At 69.1% G+C, this 22,243-nt stretch carries 21 protein-coding genes and 1 tRNA gene; 11 read left to right on the forward strand and 11 right to left on the reverse strand.

Translation table 11 applies throughout. The annotated features are described in order from the left end of the window. Window positions 1–28 precede the first annotated feature (28 nt). Window positions 29–646: an NAD(P)-dependent oxidoreductase gene (locus LCL61_RS12600; RefSeq protein ID WP_340687012.1), complete on the forward strand. Its 618-nt coding sequence runs from the start codon at window positions 29–31 to the stop codon at window positions 644–646. Here LCL61_RS12600 and LCL61_RS12605 read toward each other — a convergent pair. The 5 genes from LCL61_RS12605 to LCL61_RS12625 form a co-directional block, all read right to left on the reverse strand. Further along, window positions 640–1,515, reverse strand: a complete 876-nt coding sequence (locus LCL61_RS12605) for a TIGR03621 family F420-dependent LLM class oxidoreductase (RefSeq protein WP_340687013.1) — start codon at window positions 1,513–1,515, stop codon at window positions 640–642. The genes LCL61_RS12600 and LCL61_RS12605 overlap by 7 nt on opposite strands. Before the next feature lie 127 nt (window positions 1,516–1,642). Beyond that, window positions 1,643–2,623, reverse strand: a complete 981-nt coding sequence (locus LCL61_RS12610; protein ID WP_007028782.1) for a ribose-phosphate diphosphokinase — start codon at window positions 2,621–2,623, stop codon at window positions 1,643–1,645. Next, complete coding sequence (glmU, locus tag LCL61_RS12615) at window positions 2,620–4,107, reverse strand: bifunctional UDP-N-acetylglucosamine diphosphorylase/glucosamine-1-phosphate N-acetyltransferase GlmU (RefSeq protein ID WP_340687014.1); 1,488 nt, start codon at window positions 4,105–4,107, stop codon at window positions 2,620–2,622. The genes LCL61_RS12610 and glmU overlap by 4 nt, the downstream gene beginning before the upstream one ends. Before the next feature lie 44 nt (window positions 4,108–4,151). Then, entirely contained in the window at window positions 4,152–5,900 is a 1,749-nt protein-coding gene (locus tag LCL61_RS12620; RefSeq protein ID WP_125674121.1) for a GGDEF domain-containing protein, read from the reverse strand. Window positions 5,901–5,943: 43 nt separating this feature from the next. Then, window positions 5,944–6,015, reverse strand: a tRNA-Gln gene (locus LCL61_RS12625). A gap of 174 nt (window positions 6,016–6,189) precedes the next feature. Between LCL61_RS12625 and LCL61_RS12630 the strand changes: the two genes are divergently transcribed. Next, window positions 6,190–7,140 (forward strand): acyl-CoA desaturase, encoded by a 951-nt coding sequence (locus tag LCL61_RS12630; RefSeq protein WP_340687015.1) that lies wholly within the window; start codon window positions 6,190–6,192, stop codon window positions 7,138–7,140. Between the two features lie 98 nt (window positions 7,141–7,238). After that, window positions 7,239–7,832 carry a TetR/AcrR family transcriptional regulator gene (locus LCL61_RS12635; protein WP_037342446.1) on the forward strand — a complete coding sequence of 198 codons (594 nt, stop codon included), beginning with the start codon at window positions 7,239–7,241 and terminating at the stop codon, window positions 7,830–7,832. 1 nt (window position 7,833) lies between these two features. Here the strand turns inward: LCL61_RS12635 and LCL61_RS12640 are convergent, their stop codons facing one another. Both LCL61_RS12640 and LCL61_RS12645 read right to left on the reverse strand, forming a co-directional pair. Further along, complete coding sequence (locus LCL61_RS12640) at window positions 7,834–8,226, reverse strand: NUDIX domain-containing protein (protein ID WP_340687016.1); 393 nt, start codon at window positions 8,224–8,226, stop codon at window positions 7,834–7,836. A 3-nt stretch (window positions 8,227–8,229) separates the two neighbouring features. After that, window positions 8,230–8,751, reverse strand: a complete 522-nt coding sequence (locus LCL61_RS12645; protein ID WP_340687017.1) for an isochorismatase family protein — start codon at window positions 8,749–8,751, stop codon at window positions 8,230–8,232. Between the two features lie 32 nt (window positions 8,752–8,783). Here LCL61_RS12645 and LCL61_RS12650 point away from each other — a divergent pair, with 32 nt between their 5' ends. Then, on the forward strand, window positions 8,784–9,509 hold the full coding sequence (locus LCL61_RS12650; protein ID WP_340687018.1) for an SDR family oxidoreductase: 726 nt from the start codon (window positions 8,784–8,786) through the stop codon (window positions 9,507–9,509). On the opposite strand, the gene LCL61_RS12655 is transcribed toward LCL61_RS12650, so the two are convergent. Genes LCL61_RS12655 through LCL61_RS12665 form a run of 3 tightly spaced genes read right to left on the reverse strand, consistent with a single transcriptional unit; the run spans window position 9,506 to window position 12,537 of the window. Next, window positions 9,506–10,690: a PQQ-dependent sugar dehydrogenase gene (locus LCL61_RS12655; RefSeq protein WP_340687019.1), complete on the reverse strand. Its 1,185-nt coding sequence runs from the start codon at window positions 10,688–10,690 to the stop codon at window positions 9,506–9,508. The two genes, LCL61_RS12650 and LCL61_RS12655, sit on opposite strands and share 4 nt — an antisense overlap. A 21-nt stretch (window positions 10,691–10,711) precedes the next feature. After that, window positions 10,712–11,374 (reverse strand): response regulator transcription factor, encoded by a 663-nt coding sequence (locus LCL61_RS12660; RefSeq protein ID WP_340687020.1) that lies wholly within the window; start codon window positions 11,372–11,374, stop codon window positions 10,712–10,714. Continuing rightward, window positions 11,371–12,537 (reverse strand): sensor histidine kinase, encoded by a 1,167-nt coding sequence (locus LCL61_RS12665; protein ID WP_340687021.1) that lies wholly within the window; start codon window positions 12,535–12,537, stop codon window positions 11,371–11,373. The genes LCL61_RS12660 and LCL61_RS12665 overlap by 4 nt, the downstream gene beginning before the upstream one ends. Window positions 12,538–12,668: 131 nt before the next feature. Here LCL61_RS12665 and LCL61_RS12670 point away from each other — a divergent pair, with 131 nt between their 5' ends. Then, window positions 12,669–13,298, forward strand: coding sequence for a class I SAM-dependent methyltransferase (locus LCL61_RS12670; protein WP_340687022.1), 630 nt, complete (start codon window positions 12,669–12,671; stop codon window positions 13,296–13,298). On the opposite strand, the gene LCL61_RS12675 is transcribed toward LCL61_RS12670, so the two are convergent. Further along, complete coding sequence (locus tag LCL61_RS12675; protein WP_340687023.1) at window positions 13,225–13,989, reverse strand: helix-turn-helix transcriptional regulator; 765 nt, start codon at window positions 13,987–13,989, stop codon at window positions 13,225–13,227. The genes LCL61_RS12670 and LCL61_RS12675 overlap by 74 nt on opposite strands. Window positions 13,990–14,075: 86 nt before the next feature. On the opposite strand from LCL61_RS12675, the gene LCL61_RS12680 reads away from it, so the two are divergent. From LCL61_RS12680 to LCL61_RS12705, 6 genes are all read left to right on the forward strand, one after another. Next, complete coding sequence (locus LCL61_RS12680) at window positions 14,076–14,990, forward strand: LLM class flavin-dependent oxidoreductase (RefSeq protein WP_340687024.1); 915 nt, start codon at window positions 14,076–14,078, stop codon at window positions 14,988–14,990. Between the two features lie 56 nt (window positions 14,991–15,046). Continuing rightward, window positions 15,047–18,601: a transcription-repair coupling factor gene (gene mfd / locus LCL61_RS12685; protein ID WP_340688559.1), complete on the forward strand. Its 3,555-nt coding sequence runs from the start codon at window positions 15,047–15,049 to the stop codon at window positions 18,599–18,601. A 155-nt stretch (window positions 18,602–18,756) separates the two neighbouring features. After that, entirely contained in the window at window positions 18,757–19,761 is a 1,005-nt protein-coding gene (locus tag LCL61_RS12690) for a hypothetical protein (protein ID WP_340687025.1), read from the forward strand. Next, window positions 19,758–20,681, forward strand: a complete 924-nt coding sequence (locus LCL61_RS12695; RefSeq protein ID WP_340687026.1) for a MazG family protein — start codon at window positions 19,758–19,760, stop codon at window positions 20,679–20,681. Before LCL61_RS12690 ends, LCL61_RS12695 begins: the two co-directional genes overlap by 4 nt. 193 nt (window positions 20,682–20,874) lie before the next feature. After that, a complete protein-coding gene (locus LCL61_RS12700) occupies window positions 20,875–21,417 on the forward strand; it encodes an RNA polymerase sigma factor (protein ID WP_340687027.1) in 543 nt (180 codons plus the stop codon). Next, entirely contained in the window at window positions 21,414–22,229 is an 816-nt protein-coding gene (locus LCL61_RS12705) for a zf-HC2 domain-containing protein (protein WP_340687028.1), read from the forward strand. The genes LCL61_RS12700 and LCL61_RS12705 overlap by 4 nt, the downstream gene beginning before the upstream one ends. The last annotated feature ends 14 nt before the right edge of the window (window positions 22,230–22,243 follow it).

Below are 22,243 nucleotides of genomic sequence, written 5' to 3' on the forward strand. Positions count from 1 at the left end.
TGGTAGCCGATTAAAAGGGAGAAACGCGATGGCGAAGTTGGTTGTGTTCGGAGGAACCGGGTACGCGGGCGGGAAGATCGCCGCGGAGGCCCGCGGCCGCGGTCACGAGGTCTTGGTGGTGTCCAGGAACGCCGAAGGCGAGGGGACCAGGGCGGGCTCGCTCTACGATGAGGCCTTCTTGGCCGATGTCGCCAAGGGCGCCGATGTCCTGGTCATCGCGGTTCACGGGCAGAGTGGTCTGCTCGACGCGGTGCCCTCGATCGCTCAGGTCGCGAAGGACAACGGCGCGCGGATCGGCGTGGTCGGCGGGGCGGGCAGCCTGCACGTGGCCGAGGGCGGGCCGCGACTGATCGACACCCCCGAGTTCCCGGACGAGTACAAGGGTGAAGCCGGTGCGCACGCCGAGGTTCTCGAAGCGTTCCGGACGCTTCCCGAGGATGTCGACTGGTTCTACGTCAGCCCGGCCGCGGAGTTCGGCGCGTGGGCCGAGGGCGAGCGGACCGGCGAGTTCCGGCTCGGCGGCGACGTGCTCCTGACCGACGAGAACGGCGGTTCGAAGATCGGCGGCGCCGACTACGCGATCGCGTTCGTCGATGAGATCGACAAGCCGGAACACCGTCGTCAGCGTTTCTGCGTCGCTTACTGACCGGACAGTTCCCGCACGACCGGCGCGAACGTTTCCAGCATCGGTTCGAACACCGTGATGTAGGAGAAGCCGTACCGTTCGCGACGCTCCTGGAGCTGCCGGACCATCTCGTCGGTGGTCCCGAACAGCAATTGGGGCGTTTCGAGCAGGGCGTCGACGTCGAGGCCGTCCTGGTCCTTGACTTCTTCACGCCAGGCCTCGGCGGCCGCGCGCCGGTCATCCGCGACGACGACCCGCTGGACGAGCATGTTCAGTTCGGGATCGCGGCCGTTCGCGTGTGAACGGAAGAAGGCGACGCGTTCGTCCATGCGCTCGGCGTCGTCGAGCCGGAACGTGCCCGGCGGTTTCCCTGGTGCTTGACGAAGGCCCGCGAAGCCGGCGATGTCGGCTTCGCGGGCGGCGAGGGAGAGCACGCCGTCGCTGTTGCCCGCGATGAGCAGCGGGGGAGGCGTGATTCCTTCGGCGGCGAAGTGTTCACGCAGGTGGTCAAGGCTCTTGGCGAGGTACTCGATACGTTCCTTGGCCGGGGTCCACGGCAGGCCTGCTTCGTCGAATTCCGATTTCATGTGGCCGGAGCCGAGCCCGAGGTCCAGCCGGTCGCCCGTCATCTTCACCGTGGTGACGACTTCGCGTGCGAAGAGCGCGGCGTTGTAGAAGGCCATATTGGAAACGAGAGTGCCGACGCGGGGCCGCTGGGTCACCGCGGCGGCCATGGTCAGCGCCGGGAAAGGCGCGTTCCGTCCTGGGCCGAGATGATCGGGCACGGAGATGACGTCGTATCCGAGGGCCTCGACGCGGCGGCACTTCGCGACCCAGTCTTCATGATTCTCGGCGCCCCACAGGTTCACGCCGAACTTGAATTTCCCCATGTACGGAACCTAGCCACGCGGGGCGGCCGGGTGCGCGTCGTTTCGCGCGGAGCCGAAAACGAGCAAGGGACCTTTGCTGTCACTCTCCGAAAGAGAGCGATAGCAAAGGTCCCTTGCTTCGCCTGGATCAGGCGTTGCCGTCGAAGAGGGACGTGACCGACCCGTCCTCGAAGACCTGCTGGATCGCCTGCGCCAGCAGCGGCGCGATGGACAGCACGGTCAGCCCGGGGAACCGCTTCTCCTCCGGGATCGGCAGCGTGTTGGTGACGATGACCTCGCGCGCCTTGCAGTTCGACAGCCGCTCGGTGGCGGGGTCGGACAGGATGCCGTGGGTCGAGGCGATGACGACGTCGGACGCGCCTTCGTCGAGCAGGGCCTCGGTGGCCTTCACGATCGTGCCGCCGGTGTCGATCATGTCGTCGATCAGCACGCACAGCTGACCGCGGACCTTGCCGACGACGCGGTTGGCGACGGCCTGGTTCGGCTTGTCGGGGTCGCGGGTCTTGTGGATGAAGGCGATCGGCCGGTCACCCAGCTGCGCCGCCCACTTCTCGGCGAGCCGCACGCGGCCCGAGTCCGGCGAGACGACGGTGATGTTCTCGTCCCGGTAGGTCTTGTTGATGTGCGCGGCCAGCACGTTCTGCGCGAGCAGGTGGTCGACCGGGCCGTCGAAGAAGCCCTGGATCTGCGCGGTGTGCAGGTCGACCGTCATGATCCGGTCGGCGCCCGCGGTCTTGAACAGGTCCGCGATCAGGCGCGCGGAGATCGGCTCGCGGCCCTTGTGCTTCTTGTCCTGCCGCGCGTACGGGTAGAACGGCATGATCACGGTGATCCGCTTGGCGCTCGCGCGCTTGAGGGCGTCCACCATGATCAGCTGCTCCATCACCCATTCGTTGATGGGAGCGGGGTGGCTCTGGATCACGAACGCGTCGGTCCCGCGCACCGATTCGTTGAACCGGACGAAGATCTCCCCGTTGGCGAAGTTGTGCGCGGTCTGCGGAACGACCGACACGTTGAGGTGCTTGGCGACCTCTTCCGCGAGTTCCGGGTGGGCGCGCCCGGAGAAGAGCATCAGGTTCTTCTTCGGTGTTCCGGACTTCGAGCTCATGCTGGCGACTCCCCGTCGTTTCCCTTGTTTGAATCGGACACGGCGGCGGTGTCCTGCTTCGCGGCGGAAGCTGCTTCCGCCGCGGGTGTGCCCGGCCTGCGCCGGGACACCCAGTCTTCGATGTTGCGCTGCGGCCCGGTGGATACGGCGAGCGCGCCCGGGGGTACGTCTTGCCTGATCACGGTGCCTGCCCCACTGTAGGCGCCATCGCCGATGGTCACCGGGGCGACGAACGTGTTGTCCGCGCCGAGCCGCACATGGGAGCCGATCGTGGTGTGGTGCTTGTTCACGCCGTCGTAGTTGACGAAGACGCTGGAGCACCCGATGTTGCTGTTCTCGCCGATGGTCGCGTCGCCGACGTAGGTCAGGTGCGGGACCTTCGTGCCGGCGCCGATGTCGGCGTTCTTCGTCTCGACGAACGCGCCGAGTTTGCCCTTGGTCCCCAGCTTGGAGCCGGGACGCAGGTAGGTGAACGGGCCGACCTTCACCCCGTCGCCCAGTTCCGAATCGGAACCGTGCGTCCGCACCACCGACGCGCCCGCGCCGACGGAGACGTTCTCCAAGGTGCTGTCCGGGCCGATCTGCGCGCCCTCGCCGACCGACGTCGAACCCTTCAGCTGCACACCGGGCTCGATGACGACGTCGCGCGACAAGGTCACGCCCGCGTCGATCCAGGTGCTCGCGGGGTCGACGACGGTGACGCCCGCCCGCTGCCAGCCGCGGACGATCCGGCGGTTCAGTTCGGCGCCGAGGACGGAGAGCTGAACGCGATCGTTGACGCCTTCGGTCACCCACGGGTCGTCGATGACCAGCGCGCCGACGCCCTTGCCGTCGCCGCGGGCGATGCCGAGGACGTCGGTGAGGTAGAGCTCGCCCTGCGCGTTGTCCGTCGAAAGCCGCGAGAGCCCGTCGACGAGGACCGAAGCGTCGAAGGCGTAGACGCCGGAGTTGATTTCGGCGATTTCGTGCTGTTCGGGGGTGGCGTCCTTCTGCTCGACGATCGAGGTGACGACGCCGTTTTCGTCGCGGATGATCCGGCCGTAACCGGTCGGGTTCTCGACGACCGCGGTCAGCACGGTGACCGCGTTACCGGTGGAGGTGTGCTCGGCGACCAGGGAAGCGAGCGTTTCGGTGTCGAGCAGCGGGACGTCGCCGTAGCTGACGACGACGGTGCCGGTCAGCCCGGCGGGCAGCGCGGAGAGCGCGCACGAGACGGCGTGCCCGGTGCCCTTCTGTTCTTCCTGGACGGCCGTGACGACCTGGCGGCCGAGTGCCTCGCCGACCTTTTCCAGCCGGGCGCCGACCGAGTCGCGACCGTGGCCGACGACCACGACCAGGTGCTCCGGGTTCAGTCCCGCGGCGGCCCGCACCGCGTGCTCGACCAACGGGCGGCCGGCGATCGGGTGCAGCACCTTCGGGGTGGACGAACGCATGCGGGTGCCCTCACCCGCGGCGAGGATCAACGTGCTCAGCGGGCCGGTCACGGCTCTCCCAACATTTCACCAACGGTGGTTGTCGGGCATTGATCCTACGTGGGCTGCTCGGAGTCCCACGCGGGGTCGGTCGGAGCATCCTCACCGGGCCATCCGGTCGCCGGGTCGATGGCCATCGAGTTCACCGACGAAACTTGGTTCCCGCCGCCGCGTTTCGCCTGGTACATGGCCGCGTCGGCGCGGGCGAGGACCTGCTCGGCCCGTTCCTGCGGGCGGAGCGAGACGAGGCCGACGGAGAGGGTGACGCCGTGCGAAAGATGGTGCGGCAGAGATGCGACGGCATTCACAGAACGACCCAGCGCCTGCTTCGCCGCGGAGGCCGGAGCCCCAGGTAGAAGCACGATGAACTCGTCTCCGCCGTAGCGGGCGACCACGTCGTCTCCGCGCAGGGCGTCGCGCAGCGTGCTCGCGATGACACGGAGCACGTTGTCGCCCTCGGCGTGCGACTGCTTGTCGTTGACGTCCTTGAAACCGTCGAGGTCGACCAGCGCGACCGCGAGCGGCTGGGCGTCGGCGGACGACGCCAGCGAACGCAGCTTTTCGTCGAGCGCGCGCCGGTTCGGCAGCCCGGTGAGCGGGTCCTGGAGGGCCTGCTGGGTGATCGCGCCGTGCTCGGCGGACAGGCGTTCGTGCTCGCGGCGCGCGTTGAGCGTGGCGATCTGCGATTCCCGCAGCGACCACATCTCCGTTTCCAGGATGGTCGCGTAGTCGATCAGCGACTGGCTCGCCCCCGACGCGTAGTCCGGGGTGGTGTCGAGCCTGGCGAGCTCGCGGGCGAGGTTCAACCGCATCGACGGCAGCGAGCCGTCCTCGTTGTCCTCGCGGACCTCTTTGAGCACCTGCAGGGCGTCCTCGCGGCGGCCGTCGTTGTCCAGGCAGCGGGCCAGCGCGATGGCGATGATCTCGCGTTCGTGCGGGAACACCAGTTCCGGATGCAGCAGCGAGTTCAGGCGTTCGATATGCGACGAATCGGGCGACGCCAGTGCGGCGGCCGCGGCGAGCACGCCGACCTGGTCGATCGCGGGCACCCCGGCCTTGCGCGGGAAGAGCGACTCGGTGAACGGGCCTTCGGCGGCCTGGGCCATCGACGCCGCGGTGCGGAACTTGTCCGCGCCCTCGTCGTAGCGCTCGATGCGTTCGAGCCGCAGACCCCAGCCCAGCAGCATCTTGACCCGGTTGATCAGCTGGAGCGCGATCTCATGCGGGCTCGCGCTGTCGCGGATCGCCTGCGCTGCGCGGGCGATGGCCTCCTCGGCCGCCTCGTAGACGCCCAGCTGGTTCAGCACCAGCCAGCAGTCGACCAGGGTCGTGGACAGCATTCGGTCCCAGTTGCGCCTGCCGACCTGGCGGTCCGGGACCGCGGAGTCGTCGAGGATGGCCAGCGCCCTGGCTATCTCGGTGAGGGCGGCGTCCTCCTGTTTGGCGATCACCAGACGGCGGCCGCGCATGGCGTGCGCGTCGGCCCGCATCAGCGCGAGCCCGTGCCGCCTGGTGTGCGCGAGCATCTCGTCGAGCCGGGGCTCGGCTTCGGCGGCGAGGCCGCGAGTGACGAGCCTGGCCATCGCCGAGTAGCGCAGCAGCTGGGCGACCAGCAACGGTTCGCCGCGGCGCTGCGTCTCGTCGAGGAGTTCGTCGAGGCTGGTGACGATGTCCAGCTGTTCGGCGTAGCTGACCCGCTGGATGGCCGCTCCGAGTTCGCGCGCGCGACCGTGGAGCCAGGCGTCGGACATCTCCGCAAGCGCCGGCCGCCTGCCACTGGTCGTCGCGTCCTCGGTCAGCCGCACACACCCCCACCGTTGAAAACGCCGCTGGTCATCTGTTCGTCTGCTCCGCCGCCAGGATTCGAACCTGAACTGTCAGAACCAAAATCTGAAGTGCTGCCGATTACACTACGGCGGATCGATCCTGGTCAGGATAGCCATGCCGGGGACCTCCGCGTGCGCCCGGGGGTTGTCTCACCGTCGCGGGCACTCCACAGGGGACGAAACCTCCTGTACCGTAACTTACGGCATCGTAGGTAAGGTCACCCTTAGGGATATCCTCAAGGGCTGCTCGTAGAAAAGAAGTGACTGCATGACGGCTACCCTGGACCGTTCCCAGAAGCCCGCGAAGGGCCCCAAGCCGGTAATCGAAGGACATCGATCGAGCGGCGTGCAGCTCTCGGTCTACCTCGGGGTCATCTTCCCGCTCGCCGCGTTGCTCGCGGCCGTCCCGTTCGCCTGGGGCTGGGGACTGACCTGGGTCGACGTCGGCCTGTTCGTGGTCTTCTACGCGATCAGCGGACTCGGTATCACCGTTTCGTACCACCGCTACTTCACGCACGGCTCGTTCAAGGCCAAGCCGTGGCTGCGCGTCGCGATGGCGATCGCCGGCAGCATGGCCGTCCAGGGCCCCGTGATCACCTGGGTCGCCGACCACCGGCGCCACCACGCCTTTTCCGACCGTGACGGCGACCCGCATTCGCCGTGGCTGTTCGGGACGACACCGGTCGCCATCGCCAAGGGGTTCTGGCACGCGCACATGGGCTGGCTGTTCGACCGCGACCAGACCAACGCGGAGCGGTTCGCGCCGGACCTGGTGAAGGACCCGGCCATCAAGAAGGTCGACGACCTGTTCTGGCTGTGGAGCCTGCTCACCCTGGTGCTGCCCGCGATCCTCGGTGGACTGATCACCTGGTCGTTCTGGGGCGCGGTGACCGCGTTCTTCTGGGCCGGGCTGGTGCGCGTCTGCGTGCTGCACCACGTGACCTGGTCGGTCAACTCGGTCTGCCACATGATCGGCGAGCGCCCGTTCGCGGCTCGCGACAAGTCGGCCAACTTCTGGCCGCTGGCGATCTTCTCCTTCGGCGAGTCGTGGCACAACCTGCACCACGCCGACCCGACCTCGGCGCGGCACGGTGTGCAGCGTGGCCAGATCGACCTTTCCGCGCGGCTGATTTGGATCTTCGAGAAGTTCGGCTGGGCCTACGACGTGCGCTGGCCGACCCCGCAGCGCCTCGCGCGCATCGCCACTGAAAGCAAATAGCGAGGTCGCGTTAGTCTTCTGCGATGGCGGGGAGAAGGCGGACCAAACGTGAAGCGGTCACCGGGGCGCGTCCTGTCGCCCCGGTGGCCCGGGTGCGGATGACGGGGACCGAGCGCAGGCAGCAACTGCTCAACGTCGCCAGGGCCCTGTTCGCGGAGAAGGGTTTCGAAGGCACGTCCATCGAGGAGATCGCGCATCGCGCGAACGTCTCCAAACCGGTGGTGTACGAGCATTTCGGCGGCAAGGAAGGTATCTACGCCGTCGTCGTCGACCGCGAGACGCAGCTGCTGCTCGATCGGATGGTCTCCACCCTCCACGGTGGACACCCGCGGGTGATGCTGGAGCAGGCCGCGATCGCGTTGCTCTCCTACGTCGAAGATTCGCACGACGGCTTCCGCATCCTGGTGCGGGATTCACCGGTCGCGAGTTCGACGGGCACGTTCTCGACGGTGCTGAACGACATCGCCAGCCAGGTCGAGCACATCCTCGCGCAGCAGTTCGCCGCGCGGGGCTACGACGAGAAGCTGGCCGCGCTGTACGCGCAGGCGCTCGTCGGGATGGTCGCGCTCACCGGACAGTGGTGGCTCGACGCCCGGAAGCCGAAGCGCGACGAGGTCGCCGCGCATCTGGTCAACCTGGCCTGGAACGGTCTGTCCAATTTGGAGCACAAACCCAAGCTGCGGCTGCACTGAGTCAGCGCAGGAGGCCGGTCTCCCGCAGGTGGTCGAAGATGATCTTGTCCACCGCGGAGACCCGGCCCCTGTCCTCGTAGCCGAGCCACGCGACCTCGTCGATTTCGCTGCTGGCCGTGAGTGTTCCGCTGAATTCGGCGGTGTAGCAGGTCATCCGGACCAGAAGCCCGGTGGCGTGGCCGTCGGCCTGCGCTTCGAAGACCCCGGCGGGCTCGATGCTCGCCGGTGCGATCTCGACGGTCAGTTCCTCACGGATTTCGCGGATCAGGGTCTCCGTGTCGGTTTCGCCGGGTTCGCGTTTGCCGCCGGGCAGGTAGAACACGGATTTGCCGCGTGACCGGGTGCTCAGGATCCGGCCGCCGCGCAGGTGCAGCCAAGCGATCTTGTCGATCATGGTTCAGTCCAGCGCCGCGGCGGTCTCGGCGGTCGTGAGCACTTCGCCCAGCCGCGGGAACACCTTCGTGACCGCCGATTCGTGGGAGATCGCGGCGATACCCGCCATCGCGTCCGAGACGGCGATGGTCTCGTATGTGTGGTCGATCGCGGCCCTCAGCGTCGATTCGACGCCGTATTCGGTGGCGATCCCGGCGAGCACCAGTGTCTTCACACCGAGTCCGCGCAGGAGTTCGTCGAGTCCGGTGCGGTAGAACGCGCCGATCGAGTGCTTGGTGATCAGGTGCTCGCCTACACGAGGCGTCAGCTCGGCGACCAGTTCGCTGCCGGGCGGTTGCTCGTCGACGCCCGGCCGGTGCGCGCGCACGTGGACGATCGGTGAGCCGGCCGCGCTGAAGGCCTCTCGCAGCAGGATCGCGTTCGCCACGACCTCGGTGCCTTCGATCGGGACGGTCTCCAGCGCGACGATCCGGGTCTGGAGGTCGATCAGGACGAGCGCCGTCGTGGCCGGGTCGATCTTCGTCATGGAGGAAGCCTAGTGTCCCTATGCTGGAGGTCATGGGGCAGAACAGGGAAGTGGTGGTCACCGGCGGCGGCACCGGGATCGGTTACGCGGTCGCGGCGGCGTTCGCCGGGCGAGGTGATCGGGTGACGATCACCGGCCGCCGCGAACAGGTCCTCACCGAGGCCGCCACGCTGCTCGGCGCGTACCCGGTCCCGTTCGACGCGGCCGATCCGGCCGCGGTGGACCGGGCGCTGGCCGAACTGCCGGAGCGCGTCGACGTCCTGGTCAACAACGCGGGCGGGAACACCGATTTCCAGAACGAGCCCGCCGAAGACCTGAAAGCCTTCGCGGCGAACTGGCAGGCCAACCTCGACGCGAACGTGTTCAGCGCCGTGCTGGTCACCCGCGCCTTGCGGGAAAGGTTTGCCGACGGCGCGCGGATCGTCACCATCGGCTCCATCGCCGCGCGGACGGGAGCGGGTTCCTACGGTGCGGCCAAGGCCGCGCTGGAGGCGTGGAACGTCGACGTGGCAAGGGAATTCGGACCGCGCGGGATCACCGCGAACATCGTCGCGCCCGGACTGGTCGGGGACACCGAATTCTTTCAGGGCAAGCTGTCCGACGAACGCCGGGCGTGGCTGATCGGCAACACGCTGACCAAACGCGCCGGCGAGCCCGCGGACGTCGCCGAAGTGGTGGCCTTCCTGGCGAGCCCGGAGGCGCGGCATGTCACCGGCCAGATCATCCACGTCAACGGCGGCGCGCACCTCGGCCGTTAAGCGCCGGGGGTGACCTTCAGCAGCTTGTCGTCCTCGCCTTCCGAAGTCGTGATGTAGAGCGAGCCGTCGGGCGCGCTGCGGACCGCGCGCAGCCTGCCGAACTTGTCGTCGAACTCCGGCGGCAGCGTCACTTCGGTGACCTTGCCCGCGTCGTCGAGACGGAACAGCAGGAGTTTCTGGCCTTTCAGCGCGGTCACGGCCAGTGAGCCTTCGAGCGCTCCCCACTGCGATCCGGTGAGGAATTCCGCGCCGCAGATCGCCTCGGTGATCTCGCCGGTCGTCCACAAAGGACTGACGGCGTCCGGGAAGCGCTGCTTGTCGGTCATCGGGACGCTTTCGTCGTAGCTGGTCTCGGTGCCGCCCTTGGACGGGTCCCAGCCGTAGTTCGCGCCCGCGGTCTCCAGATTGACCTCGTCGTCGATGGTCGGCCCGTGCTCGGCGGTGAACACCTGCCCGGTGCCCGGACGGACCGTGACGCCCTGGACGTTGCGGTGCCCGTAGGTGAACACGCGCTGTTCGTTCGGATTCGCGGACTTGATGAAGGGGTTGTCCGGCAACGCGTTCCCGGTCTTCGCGTCGACACGGAGCACCTTGCCGCCGAGACTCGTCCGGTCCTGCGGATGCTGCGGGCGGGCGGTGTCGCCGGTGCCGATGAGCAGCGCGCCGTCGGCGCCGAACGCGGGACGGCAGCCGGAGTGCCTGCCGCTGGGGTTCACCGGCAACCCGGTCAGGAGGTCCTTGACCTTCGTGGCGCTCGCGCCGTCGTCCGAAAGCCGCCAGGTGACCAGCCGGATGTCGACGGCCGTGTCGCCCTCCTTGTGGGTCTGGCAGGTGATGAACTCGCGCGACGTCGCGAAGTCCTTGCTGATCACCATCCCCATCAGGCCGCCTTCGCCGCGGACGTGGACGTCGGAGAAGTCGGCCGCGACGTCGCGTTTCGTGCCGCCTTCGACCAGGGCCAGCTTCCCGGGACGCTGGGTGACGAGGATCTTCCCGTCCGGCAGGAAACCGACGTCCCAGCCGTGTTCGAGCCCGGCCGTCACCTGTTCGACCTTCAGCGCCGACGCGGCGGGCTTCGAAGTGACCGGTGGTGCGCTCTGGACCGTCTCGCTCGAAGCCCCGGAACAGGCCGTGACCAGCAAGGACAGCGAAGCGAACACGACGACGGCGGAAGTGCGCATGTCTTCAGCATGCCACCGTGCTCAACCACCCGCGCGAACCAAACCGCTTTCGTAGGCGAACACGACCGCGTGCACCCGGTCGCGCAGTGAGAGTTTCGCGAGAATGCGGCCGACGTGGGTTTTCACCGTCGTCTCGCCGATGTAGAGCTTCGAGGCGATTTCGCTGTTCGCCAGGCCGCGCGCGATGAGCGCGAGGACGTCCTTCTCGCGTTCGGTCAGCTTCTCCAGCCGCTTGCTTTCGCCGCCGTCGCGGGCATCGTCCAGATAGCGGTCCAGCAGGCGTTTCGTGACCGAAGGGGAGACCATCGAATCCCCGCGAAGCACACCTCGGATCGCGACGAGGATTTCTTCGGCCGGAGCGTCCTTGACCAGGAAACCGCTGGCACCGGCGCGCAACGCCGCGTACGCGTACTCGTCGAGGTCGAACGTGGTGATCATCAGGACCCGCGTCCCGGGCAGTGCCGCGCAGATCCGCTCCGTCGCCGCGACGCCGTCGAGCACCGGCATCCGGACGTCCATCAGGACCAGGTCTGGCCGCAGCCGCAGTGCGGTTTCGACCGCTTCGGCTCCGTTGGCGGCTTCGCCCGCGACGGTCAGGTCCTCCTGGCTCGTGACGATCATGCTCATCCCGACGCGGACCAGTTCCTGGTCGTCGCAGATCAGCACCTTCACCGGGGATGTCATCCCGCCTCCACCACCAGATTCGCCGCCACCCGGTATCCGCCGTCCCGGGTCGGGCCGGTGTCGAGTGTCCCGTGGAACATCTCGACCCGCTGCGCCATCCCCGCCAGGCCCCGCCCCGAAGAAGGAAGCCTCGGCGCGGGCGGCCCGGAACCGCCGGTGTTCGTCACCTCGATCCGGACGTCCCGGCGCGGGCCCTCCTCGCTGAAATCGATTTCGACGGTTCCGCTCGCGTCGCCGGGCGCGTGTTTGATCATGTTCGTCAGTGCTTCCTGGACGATCCGGTAGGCCTGGAGCGCGGCGCTGGGCGGCAGCCCGTCGGCGTCACCGGTGACCCGGAGGCCGACTTCGCGGCCCGTCGCGCTCACCTGCTCGACCAAATCGCGAAGTTCCGCGACGGCGGGCTGAGGACTTCGAACGGTTTCGCCCGCATGGAGGACCTCCAGGAGACGGCGCAACTCGGCCAGCGCGTCGCGACCCGCTTTGCCGATCGTGTCGAGCGTGCGGTCGACCGCTTCCGGATCCTTGTGACGCATGAGTTTCGCGCCCTCGGCGTTGATCACGATGACACTCACGCTGTGCGCGAGGACGTCGTGCAGTTCCCGTGCGATGCGGGTGCGCTCCTCGGCGACCGCGGCCCGCGCGCGGGCGTCCTGTTCGGAGGCGGCCAGCTCCGCCTTCGCCGCTTCCTCGTCCGAAAGACGTTGGCGCGCGCGGAAGAATTCGCCGAGCGCCCAGGCCGCGACGTGCAGCGGGATCGTCGCGAAGATCGCGACCTCCAGCCCCTGTTCGGTGGTGGCTCCCCAGGTGAGGCCCCAGGTGACGTCGAGGGAGACGATGACGACGGCGATCACCGCGGCGAACCGGCGGTTCCCCGCGCGGACCATGGTGTAGAGCGCGACGGCCATCGCCAGTTCGCAGCGGCCGCGGTCGTACGCCCAGACCTCCACGAGGCTCTGCGCGGCCACCCCCGTGACGATCAGCACCGCGACGATCTCGGGATGACGTCGCCGCCAGAGCAGCGGGAGGAGGAAGAGGTACGGCACGAGCAGGATCGCCTTGGGGACCGGCGACGACCCCGTCGGCGCGAGGAAGATGAAGCACGCGAAGAGCGGCAGGTCGGTCACCCACGGGTGGGCGCGGATCCGCTCGGCCAGCCTGAGCACGTCCCGAACGTAACCGCGGCGGGCACCCGGGCGCGTCGTCCTGGGGTACCCCCGTCGTCCTCCCGTGGGAGGACGGGGACGGCCGTCGCGGCCGACGCGGGGCCACGGAACCCGTTCCTAGCGTCGGGATCATGTCGATCACCAGGGAATTCCTCCGCCATCCGATGCTCACCGGGGCCGTCGCGGCCAGCTCCCCGAAACTGGCCGAAGCCATGACGACGGGCCTCGGGCTGGAAAACGCCAGGTTCGTCGTCGAGCTGGGGCCCGGTACGGGCGTGTTCACCGGTGCGATCCTCCGGCGGCTGCCGCCGGGCGCCCGGCTGGTCGCCGTCGAGATCAATCCCAGGCTCGCCGGGAACCTGCGGGAGCGGTATCCGGAGGTCGAGATCGTCCAGGGATCCGCCGAGAGCCTGGACGAGTACGTGCCTGAGGCCGCCGACGTCGTGGTTTCCGGTCTGCCGTGGACGGTCATGACAGCGGAACGCCAGGAACGGATCCTCGACCGGGTGACCGAAGTCCTGGTCCTGAACGGGCGGTTCACGACCTTCGCCTACGCCCACGCCGCCTGGACACCGCCGGGCAGGCGGTTCGCCGCCGCGCTGCGTGACCGGTTCGCGGTGACCGGGCGCTCGCCGGTCGTCTGGCCGAACCTGCCGCCCGCGTTCGTGCACCGCGCGGCCCTGCCGGTCAGCGCGTCAGGATCGCGGCCGTCTCGGCGTCGGCGGGAAGGAAGGTCTCCAGTTTCAATTCCGACACCGTGACGTCGGCCGCGGTGGCGAACGTCGTGATGGCCGTGATCAGCCGCAGCTCACCCGCCGAAGTGGACAGGCGCATCGGCACGGCGAACCCGAGATGGTCCGGGCCGGGCGGTCCCGGCTCCGGAACGTAACTTTCGAGTTCGGCCAGCAGCGCGGCGAGCCGCTCGTCGGGCGCGTGCGCGATCTCCTGCGTCAGCCGTTCCAGGATGTGCCGCGCCCAATCCGCGAGGTTCCGAACTCGCGGCGCCATCCCCTTCGGATGCAGCGCGAGCCGCAGGGTGTTGACCGGTTCCTCCAGCAGCTCCGGCGCCACGTCCTCGAAAAGCAGGTCGAGCGCGTCGTTGCGGGCGACGAGTACGCCATAGCGGTCGACGACGATGGCCGGGTACGGCCGGTGCCCGTCGAGCAGCCGCCGCATGCCGTCGAGGACCGGCTTCACCGCGGGATCGTCCAGATCCGTTTCGGGGAAACCGGGGGCGAACCCGGCCGCGAGCAGCAAACCGTTGCGTTCCCGGAGCGGGAGTTCGAGCGATTCGGCGACGCGCAGCACCAGGCCGCGGCCGGGGATCGACCGGCCGCCTTCCAGGAAACTCACATGCCGTTGGGTGGTCCCGGCCCGGAGCGCCAGTTCCAGCTGGGAAAGCCGCCGCCGTTCGCGCCAGCCCTTCAGCGCGGGGCCGAATCCGGAAACCATGGTCGTCATCTTGGCCGAGCCGCCGTCGGCGCCGCCATTCCCTCGAAGGAATTGAGACGATTCCCCGCCGCGGCGATGCTCCCGGCATGAAATTCGGTCTGGTCGTCCCTACTTATCGGTCCATCCTCGACGCCGGGCGCACCGCGCCGGAAATGGTCGCGATCGCGGTCGAAGCCGAACGCCTCGGCTTCGATTCGGTCTGGGTCGGTGACACGCTCGCGAAGGCGCCCATCGATTCGTTGACGTTGCTCGGCGCGTTCGCCACCAGAACCGAGCGGGTCACTCTCGGCACCGCCGCGCTGCTTCCGGCGTTGCGGGATCCGCTGCTTTCCGCGAACGCGATCCTCTCGCTCGACCTGCTCAGCCAGGGCCGGGTCACGCTCGGCGTCGGCGCGGGGTTCGCCGGCCGCAGCGAACCCGAGTTCGCCTTCACGCGCGTGCCGTGGGAACGCCGCCGCGCCCGGCTCGACGACATCGTCGCGCTGTGGCGGCACGTCTGGAGCGGGAAGAGCGGCCCCTTCCACGGTGAGGTGCTGCACTACGACACGCTTCCGGAGTACCCGGAACCACACCGACCGGGTGGTCCGCCGGTGTGGCTGGCCTCGTTCACCCCGGGCGCGCTCCAGCGGGCGGGACGCCTTTACGACGGCTGGCTGCCGTATCCGCCCGACGTCGCGGATTACGCCGACGGGCTCGCGAAGATCCGCGAAGCAGCTGTACGTCCCGTGACGCCCGCGTTGTTCGCGACAGTGCTCATCGAGGAGGACCCGATCCGGGCCCGCGAGCGGCTGGAGGACTACGCGCAGCGGAATTACGGCGTTCCGCTGGACTTCGTCGAGAAGATCCAAGTGCAGATCGCGGGCAGCCCGGCGCAGGTCGCCGACAGGTTGCGCGAATATCAGGACGCGGGCGCCGAACACGTGCTGATCCGGATCGCGACGCAGGAACCGGCCGAGTTCGACGAACAGCTTCCGAGGGTCGCCGACGCCTTGCCCCGGTAATCGCGCGGCGGACTGTCGGTGCCCCCACGTAGGCTGGGACGGTGACAAACGCTCCATTGTCCGGACTCCTTCATTCCATCCTTCCCGATCCGGCCCTTCGCGGGGTCGTGGAGCGGGCCGGTGCCCCGGTGCTCGAACTCCAGGGCGCGATCGCCACCCGCCAGCTGGTCGTGGGCGCCCTCGCCGCGGACGAGGGCGCCGGCCGCCCCGTGCTCGCGGTGACCGCGACCGGCCGCGAGGCCGACGAATTGACCGCTTCGCTGAAGTCCTTCCTCGGCGAAGGCGCCGTCGCCGACTTCCCGTCCTGGGAGACGCTGCCGCACGAGCGGCTGTCGCCCCGGGCGGACACCGTCGGGCGGCGGCTGGAGGTGCTCCACCGGCTCAAAGCGGGCGCCGACGACCTGCGTGTCGTCGTCGCGACCGTCCGCAGCCTCATCCAGCCGATGGCGCCCGGGCTCGGTTCGCTCGCGCCCATCGACCTGGTGGTCGGCGAGGAGCAGAGTTTCGAAGGGCTGCTCGAGCGGCTGGTCGAGCTCGCCTACACGCGGGTGGACATGGTCGAGAAGCGCGGCGAGTTCGCCGTGCGCGGCGGCATCCTCGACCTGTTCGGGCCGACGGCGCAGCATCCGGTGCGGGTCGAGTTCTGGGGCGACGAGGTCAGCGAGATCCGTGCGTTCGCGGTATCCGACCAGCGATCGCTGCCGGGGGAGATCCAGCACGTCAGCGCGCCGCCGTGCCGTGAGCTGCTGCTCACCGAGCCGGTGCGCGCGAAGGCGGCCGAGCTGGCGACGACGTACGAGGCGGACGCCCAGCTCACCGAGATGCTCACCAAGCTCTCGGGCGGGGTCCCCGTCGAGGGCATGGAGGCGCTCATCCCTGTCCTGTGCGAGGGCGAGCTGGAGCTGCTGACCGACGCGATGCCCCAAGGCACGCACGTGCTGCTGGCCGATCCGGAGAAGATCCGCGCCCGCGCGGCCGACCTGGTCCGCACCGGGCAGGAGTTCCTCGAAGCGTCCTGGACGACGGCCGCCGCGGGCGGTCAGGCGCCGATCGACCTCGGCGCGTCCGCGTACCGGGACCTCGCGGGGATCGCGAAGCACGCTCAGGAGACGAAGCGCCCTTGGTGGACGCTGACTCAGCTGGCCAGTGACGATCCCGACGTCTACCGCGTCTCCATCGAGGCGGCGCCGAACTACCGCGGCGAGGTCGAGCGCGCGACGACGGACCTGCGCGCGCACACGGCCGCGGGCGGGACGGCGGTGCTCGTCGTCGCCGGGCACGGCACGGCGGCCCGCGCCGTCGAGCAGCTGTCGGCGGGGGACGTGCCCGCGTCGCTCGCCGAAGGCGTCACCGGTCCGCTGACACCCGGCGTCGTGACGGTGACGTGCGGCGGCCTTTCGGACGGTTTCGTGTCGCCGGAGCGAGCGCTGGTCGTGCTGTCCGAATCGGATCTCACCGGTCGTGGCTCCGGCGCCGGGACGTCCACAAAGGACTTCAGCACCAAGATGCCGTCGCGGCGCCGCAACGCCGTCGACCCGCTCGCCCTCAAGGCCGGCGACTACGTGGTGCACGACCAGCACGGCATCGGCCGGTTCGTCGAGATGGTGCAGCGCACCGTCGCCGGCGCGACGCGCGAGTACCTGCTGCTGGAGTACGCCTCCTCCAAACGCGGGCACCCGGGGGACCGGCTGTTCGTCCCGACCGACCAGCTCGACGAGGTCTCCCGTTACGTCGGCGGCGAACTGCCGACGCTGAACAAACTCGGCGGGTCGGACTGGAAGAACACCAAGGCCAAGGCGAAGAAGGCGGTCAAGGAGATCGCCGCCGAGCTCGTGCAGCTCTACGCGGCGCGGCAGGCCGCTCCGGGGCACGCGTTCGGCCAGGACACCCCGTGGCAGGGCGAACTCGAGGACGCCTTCCCGTTCACCGAGACCAACGACCAGCTCGCCGCGATCGACGAGGTCAAGGCGGATATGGAACGCGGTGTCCCGATGGACCGCGTCATCTGCGGCGACGTCGGCTACGGCAAGACCGAGATCGCGGTGCGCGCGGCGTTCAAGGCGGTGCAGGACGGCAAGCAGGTCGCGGTGCTGGTGCCCACGACGCTGCTCGCGCAGCAGCACCTCAACACCTTCACCGAACGGATGAGTTCGTTCCCGGTGAAGATCAAGGGCCTTTCGCGGTTCACCTCGAAGCCCGAGTCGGACGCGATCCTCGAACAGCTCGCTTCGGGCGACGTCGACATCGTGATCGGCACGCATCGCCTGCTGCAGACCGGGATCCGGTACAAGGACCTCGGCCTGGTGATCGTCGACGAGGAGCAGCGGTTCGGCGTCGAGCACAAGGAGCACATCAAGGCGCTGCGGACGCACGTCGACGTGCTGACCATGTCGGCGACGCCGATCCCGCGGACGCTGGAGATGTCGCTCGCCGGGATCCGTGAGATGTCCACGATCCTGACCCCGCCCGAGGACAGGCACCCGATCCTGACCTACGTCGGCGCGTACGACGACAAACAGGTCGGCGCCGCGATCCGGCGCGAACTGCTGCGCGACGGCCAGGTCTTCTACGTGCACAACAGGGTTTCGTCGATCGAGAAGGCCGCGAAGCGCATTCGCGAGCTGGTGCCCGAGGCGCGTGTCGTCACCGCGCACGGGCAGATGAACGAGGACAAACTCGAGAAGATCATCCAGGGTTTCTGGGAGAACGAGTACGACGTGCTCGTCTGCACCACGATCGTCGAGACCGGGCTGGACATCTCGAACGCCAACACGCTGCTGGTGGAACGCGGTGACCTGCTGGGTCTCGCGCAGCTGCACCAGTTGCGCGGCCGGGTCGGGCGAGGGCGAGAGCGCGGGTACGCGTACTTCCTGTACCCGCCGGAGGCCCCGCTCACCGAGACGGCGCACGACCGGCTGGCGACCATCGCGCAGAACACCGAACTGGGCGCGGGCATGGCCGTCGCGATGAAGGACCTGGAGATCCGCGGAGCGGGCAACATCCTCGGCGCGGAGCAGTCCGGGCACATCGCGGGCGTCGGGTTCGATCTGTACGTGCGGCTCGTCGGCGAAGCGGTCGACGCGTTCCGCCGTCACGCGGGCGCGGAGACCGCCGAAGAGGAGGAACTCGCCGAGGTCCGCGTGGATCTCCCGGTGGACGCGCATATCCCGCACGACTACGTGCCGGGCGAGCGGCTGCGGCTGGAGGCGTACCGCAAGATCGCGGCCGCGCCCGACCAGGCCGGGCTCGACGCCGTCCGCGAGGAACTGGTCGACCGCTACGGCCAGCCGCCCGCACCGGTGCGGAGGCTGCTCGCGGTCGCCGCGTTCCGGCACACCTGCCGCGCGGCCGGGGTCACCGAGGTCTCCGCCCAGGGCACGTCGATCCGGTTCGCGCCGCTGCCGCTGGCGGATTCGCAGATGGTGCGGCTGAAGCGCTTGTACCCCAAGGCTCTCTACAAGGCGGTGACGAACACGGTTTCCGTGCCGAAGCCGACGGAGGGCCCGGCGGGCGGGCGGATGGGCGCCCCGGCGCTGCGAGACGAGGAACTGCTGGACTGGTGCGCGAAGCTCCTGACGAATCTGATGAAGTCGCCGGCGCCCGTCGCGTGAGGAACTCCGAACACGCGTGATCGGAGACGGAACTCGCGTGCTGGGAAGCCGAACTCGCGTGCTTGAAGGCCGAACTCGTGTGATGGGCCGAGCCCGAATCGCGACTTACGACCTGGTTCTCTCGCCGGGGCCGGTATGAGAGGGTAGGCCCTGTGATGCGGATCATGGGGCGCCGTCGCGCGCTGGTCGGGGTTCTTGCCGGTTCTCTCCTTCTCGCCGGATGCAACGCCGGACCCGGGCAGGTCGGTGCGGCGGTGATCGTCGACGGCAGGACCGTTTCGGTGGATCGCGTGCAGCAGCTGATCGACAAGGCCGTTCGTGAGCACCCGTACGGGCAGCAGCTCGCCAAGGAGCACAAGCTCGACCTCGTCGGCCGTGAGATCGTCCGCCAGGAGATCCTGCACGACCTCACCAAGCGCGCCGCTCAGCGGGAAGGCATCGGGGTCGACGAGTCCCTCGTGGTGAACGCGTTGCAGAACGATCCACTGGCGAAGCCGATGGAGGCCAACCCGCAGGACGACCCCGAGCTCAGTGTCGAGCAGCTCGTGGCGCGGGTGCGGGACCACCGCGAGGCACTGGTCGACGCGGCGCTGCAGACCCAGCTCGCGATGAAGTACCTGGACAAGCTCACCGTCACGTTCGATTTCAGCTCGGTCTCCTCGACCGACGCCACCGGTGGCGACTCGGACAAGCTGCGCGAGCAGGCGATCGAGAAGGCCCGCCGCTTCGCCGCCTCGCCGAACGCGGCCGCCGAGCTGATCGCGCAGGACCAGCAGACCTCCGACACGCAGGCGGGCACCGGCCAGAAGCTGCCCGCCATGCAGTCGCCCGCGACCGCGGCCACCGTCCTGTTCGGTCTCGAACCCAACACCGTCGCCGCCTTCAAGCCGACACCGCAGCAGCCTCTGTGGGTCGTCGTCGTGGTGCGTGAGCGGACCGCGGACAAGCCCGTCGCGTCGGACCAGGCCGCGCAGCCCACTGCCCAGCAGCTGGCCAAGATCGGTGTCCGGCTCCTCCAGCCTGACCTCGACCAGGTCGACCTCAAGGTGAACCCGCGCTACGGCGTGTGGGATGTTGTCGACATGGACCTCGCGCCCAACGAAGTTTCGAAGAAGGGCATCGTGCTGCCTGTGCACGGTGCCGCCCCGCAAAACCCGTGACCGCTGCCGTCGTCGTGATCGCCCGCGGTGCGACACTGCCCGCCGCGGCACTCCCGATCTTGCGGAGCAGCACGGCCGTGTACGCGGCTTCCGATGTCGATCCCGAGGTCGTCGGGGTGCCCGCGCTCGGTGACACGCAGGTGCGCGACCTCGTGCTCATCGCCGGTTCGCGAAGGGAACCGAAGGCCGCGGCGCTGATCAGGTCGGGCGCGCGGGTGATCGAAGCGCCCGTTCCGCCGCTGGTCGAGGCCGCCGAGGTGATGGACCGTCTCCGCTCACCGGGTGGATGCCCATGGGACGCCGTCCAGACTCACGAGTCGCTGCGTCAATACCTGGTCGAGGAGACCTACGAGCTGCTCGACGCGATCGAGGAGGGCGACCGCGTCGCCTTGCGTGAGGAACTCGGTGACGTCCTGCTTCAGGTGCTGTTCCACGCGCGCGTCGCGGTTGAGGACGCCGACGATCCGTTCGGGATCGACGAGGTCGCTTCCGAGCTGGTCGCGAAACTCGTCGGACGTCATCCGCATGTCTTCGCCGACGCTCCCCGGGTCGAGACCGTCAGCGACCAGAACCTCAAGTGGGAAGAACTGAAGCAGGCCGAGAAGAGCCGTCAGTCCATTGTGGACGGTGTCGCGCTCGGTCAGCCCGCCGTGGCGCTCGCCGGGAAGCTCGGCCAGCGCAGCGGCCGGGCCGGGATCCCGCTCGACCTGTTCCCCGACGGTTCCGAAGCGGCCGCCCAGCTGTTCCGGGTGGCCGCGACCGCGCGCCGCGCGGGGATCGATCCCGAAGGCGAGCTCCGTGCCGTCGCGAAGCGGTTCGCCCGCGACATCCGCGCCGCCGAACAGGCCGCACGCGACGCGGGTCTGGAGCCGACGACGCTCGAGGCCGACGGCTGGCGCAAGTTCTGGCCGGGTTCCTGAGGGACACGGGCCGGCGCTCACGTGCGGCCGAGGGGTGCCGCGAAAGCCACTTTCGCGGCACGGTCGCTGAACGCCGCGTGAGGTGAGCCGGCCGTGGAGCCTCCGGCCCGCCGACCGGCCCTCGGCCGAGGCGCTGTGACACAGGACACAATCGGGTGAGAACCGGTTCGGCGATCTCGGCGTCTTGCCGGATGTGAAAGGAACGGAACCGGACGAAGAGCAGCTCGTCCGCCGCACGGCCCGAGGTGACCGCGCGGCGTTCGAGGAGCTCTACCGCCGCACGTCGCCGTGGCTGGCCGTGCGCCTGCGCCGTCGCTGCGCCGACGATCAGATCGTCGCCGAGGTGATGCAGGAGACCTACCTCGCGGTCTGGCGCGCGGCGGGCGCGTTCGCCGGTTCCGCCGTCGGCGGGAGCGCCGTGGGCTGGCTGTGGACGATCGCCGCGCGGCGGCTGGTCGACGCCTTCCGCCGCCGGGCGCGGCACGCGCAGCCGCTGCCGGTCGCGGAAAGCACCGTCGCGCCCGCCGCCGAGGACGAGGCGCTGGCCGGCGCGGTCGGCGACCACGTCGGCGACGCGCTGCGACGCCTCGCGCCCGAACTCCGGCAGGTCCTGCAGGCCATGGTGCTCGACGGGCTGACCGTCCGTGAGACCGCGGTCCTGCTCGGCCTGCCGGAAGGAACCGTCAAAACCCGTGCCAGGCGGGCTCGGATCGCGATGCGGGAGGCGCTGTCGTGAACAAGGAACACGTGTCCGAACAGCTCCTCGCCGGTTACGTCCGCGGGGACGACGGCTTGGCCGGCGACGAGGTCTGGGCGGTCGAAGCCCATCTCGAATCGTGCGCGGAATGCCGGGGGAGACTGTCCGCGCTCAGCCTTCCGGCGCTGTCGGCGCTGGTGGACGACGTCTGGGCCGGACTGGGGCCGAAGCTCGCCGAAGCGGGCCCGAGCCCGCTGCGGTTCCGGTGGGCCGGACGGCTGCACACCTGGGTGACTCCGGTGATGCTGCCGTGGCTGGTGATGATCGTCCTGATCCCGGCGCTGGGCTTCCTGCTGGACTCGCTCGGGTTCACCGGATCCAAGGGCTACTCGTTCGTCCAGCTCTTCTCACCGGTGCTGCCGGTGCTCGGGGTCGCGGTGTCGTGGGCCAAAGGGCTCGATCCCGCGTACGAACTCGTCACTTCCACGCCGAGGGCCGGGCTCTACCTGTTGCTGCGCCGGACGACGGCGGTTCTCGCCGTCGTGTTGCCGATACAGGCCCTCGCGGGCTGGCTCGGCGGTGGCGGATTCGGGCTCGGCCTCCTGCCGAGCCTGGCCTTCACCACCGGGACGCTCGCGCTCGGCGGTGTGATCGGAGTGGCGCGGGCGGCCTACGTCCTCACCGGGGTCTGGATGGCGGTGATCTTGGCGCCCGCGGTGGCTTCGCAAGGGCGCGCCACCGCGCTCGAACCCCGGCTGCTCCCGGTGTGGGGCGCGATCTTCGCGCTGACCGCGGTCGTGGTGGTGCTCCGGCGGAGCGTCTTCGGCCTGCTCACCGGATCCGAACGATGAACGAAGGGGAGAAC

This window comes from Amycolatopsis coloradensis, assembly GCF_037997115.1.
Taxonomy (GTDB): Bacteria; Actinomycetota; Actinomycetes; order Mycobacteriales; family Pseudonocardiaceae; genus Amycolatopsis; species Amycolatopsis coloradensis_A.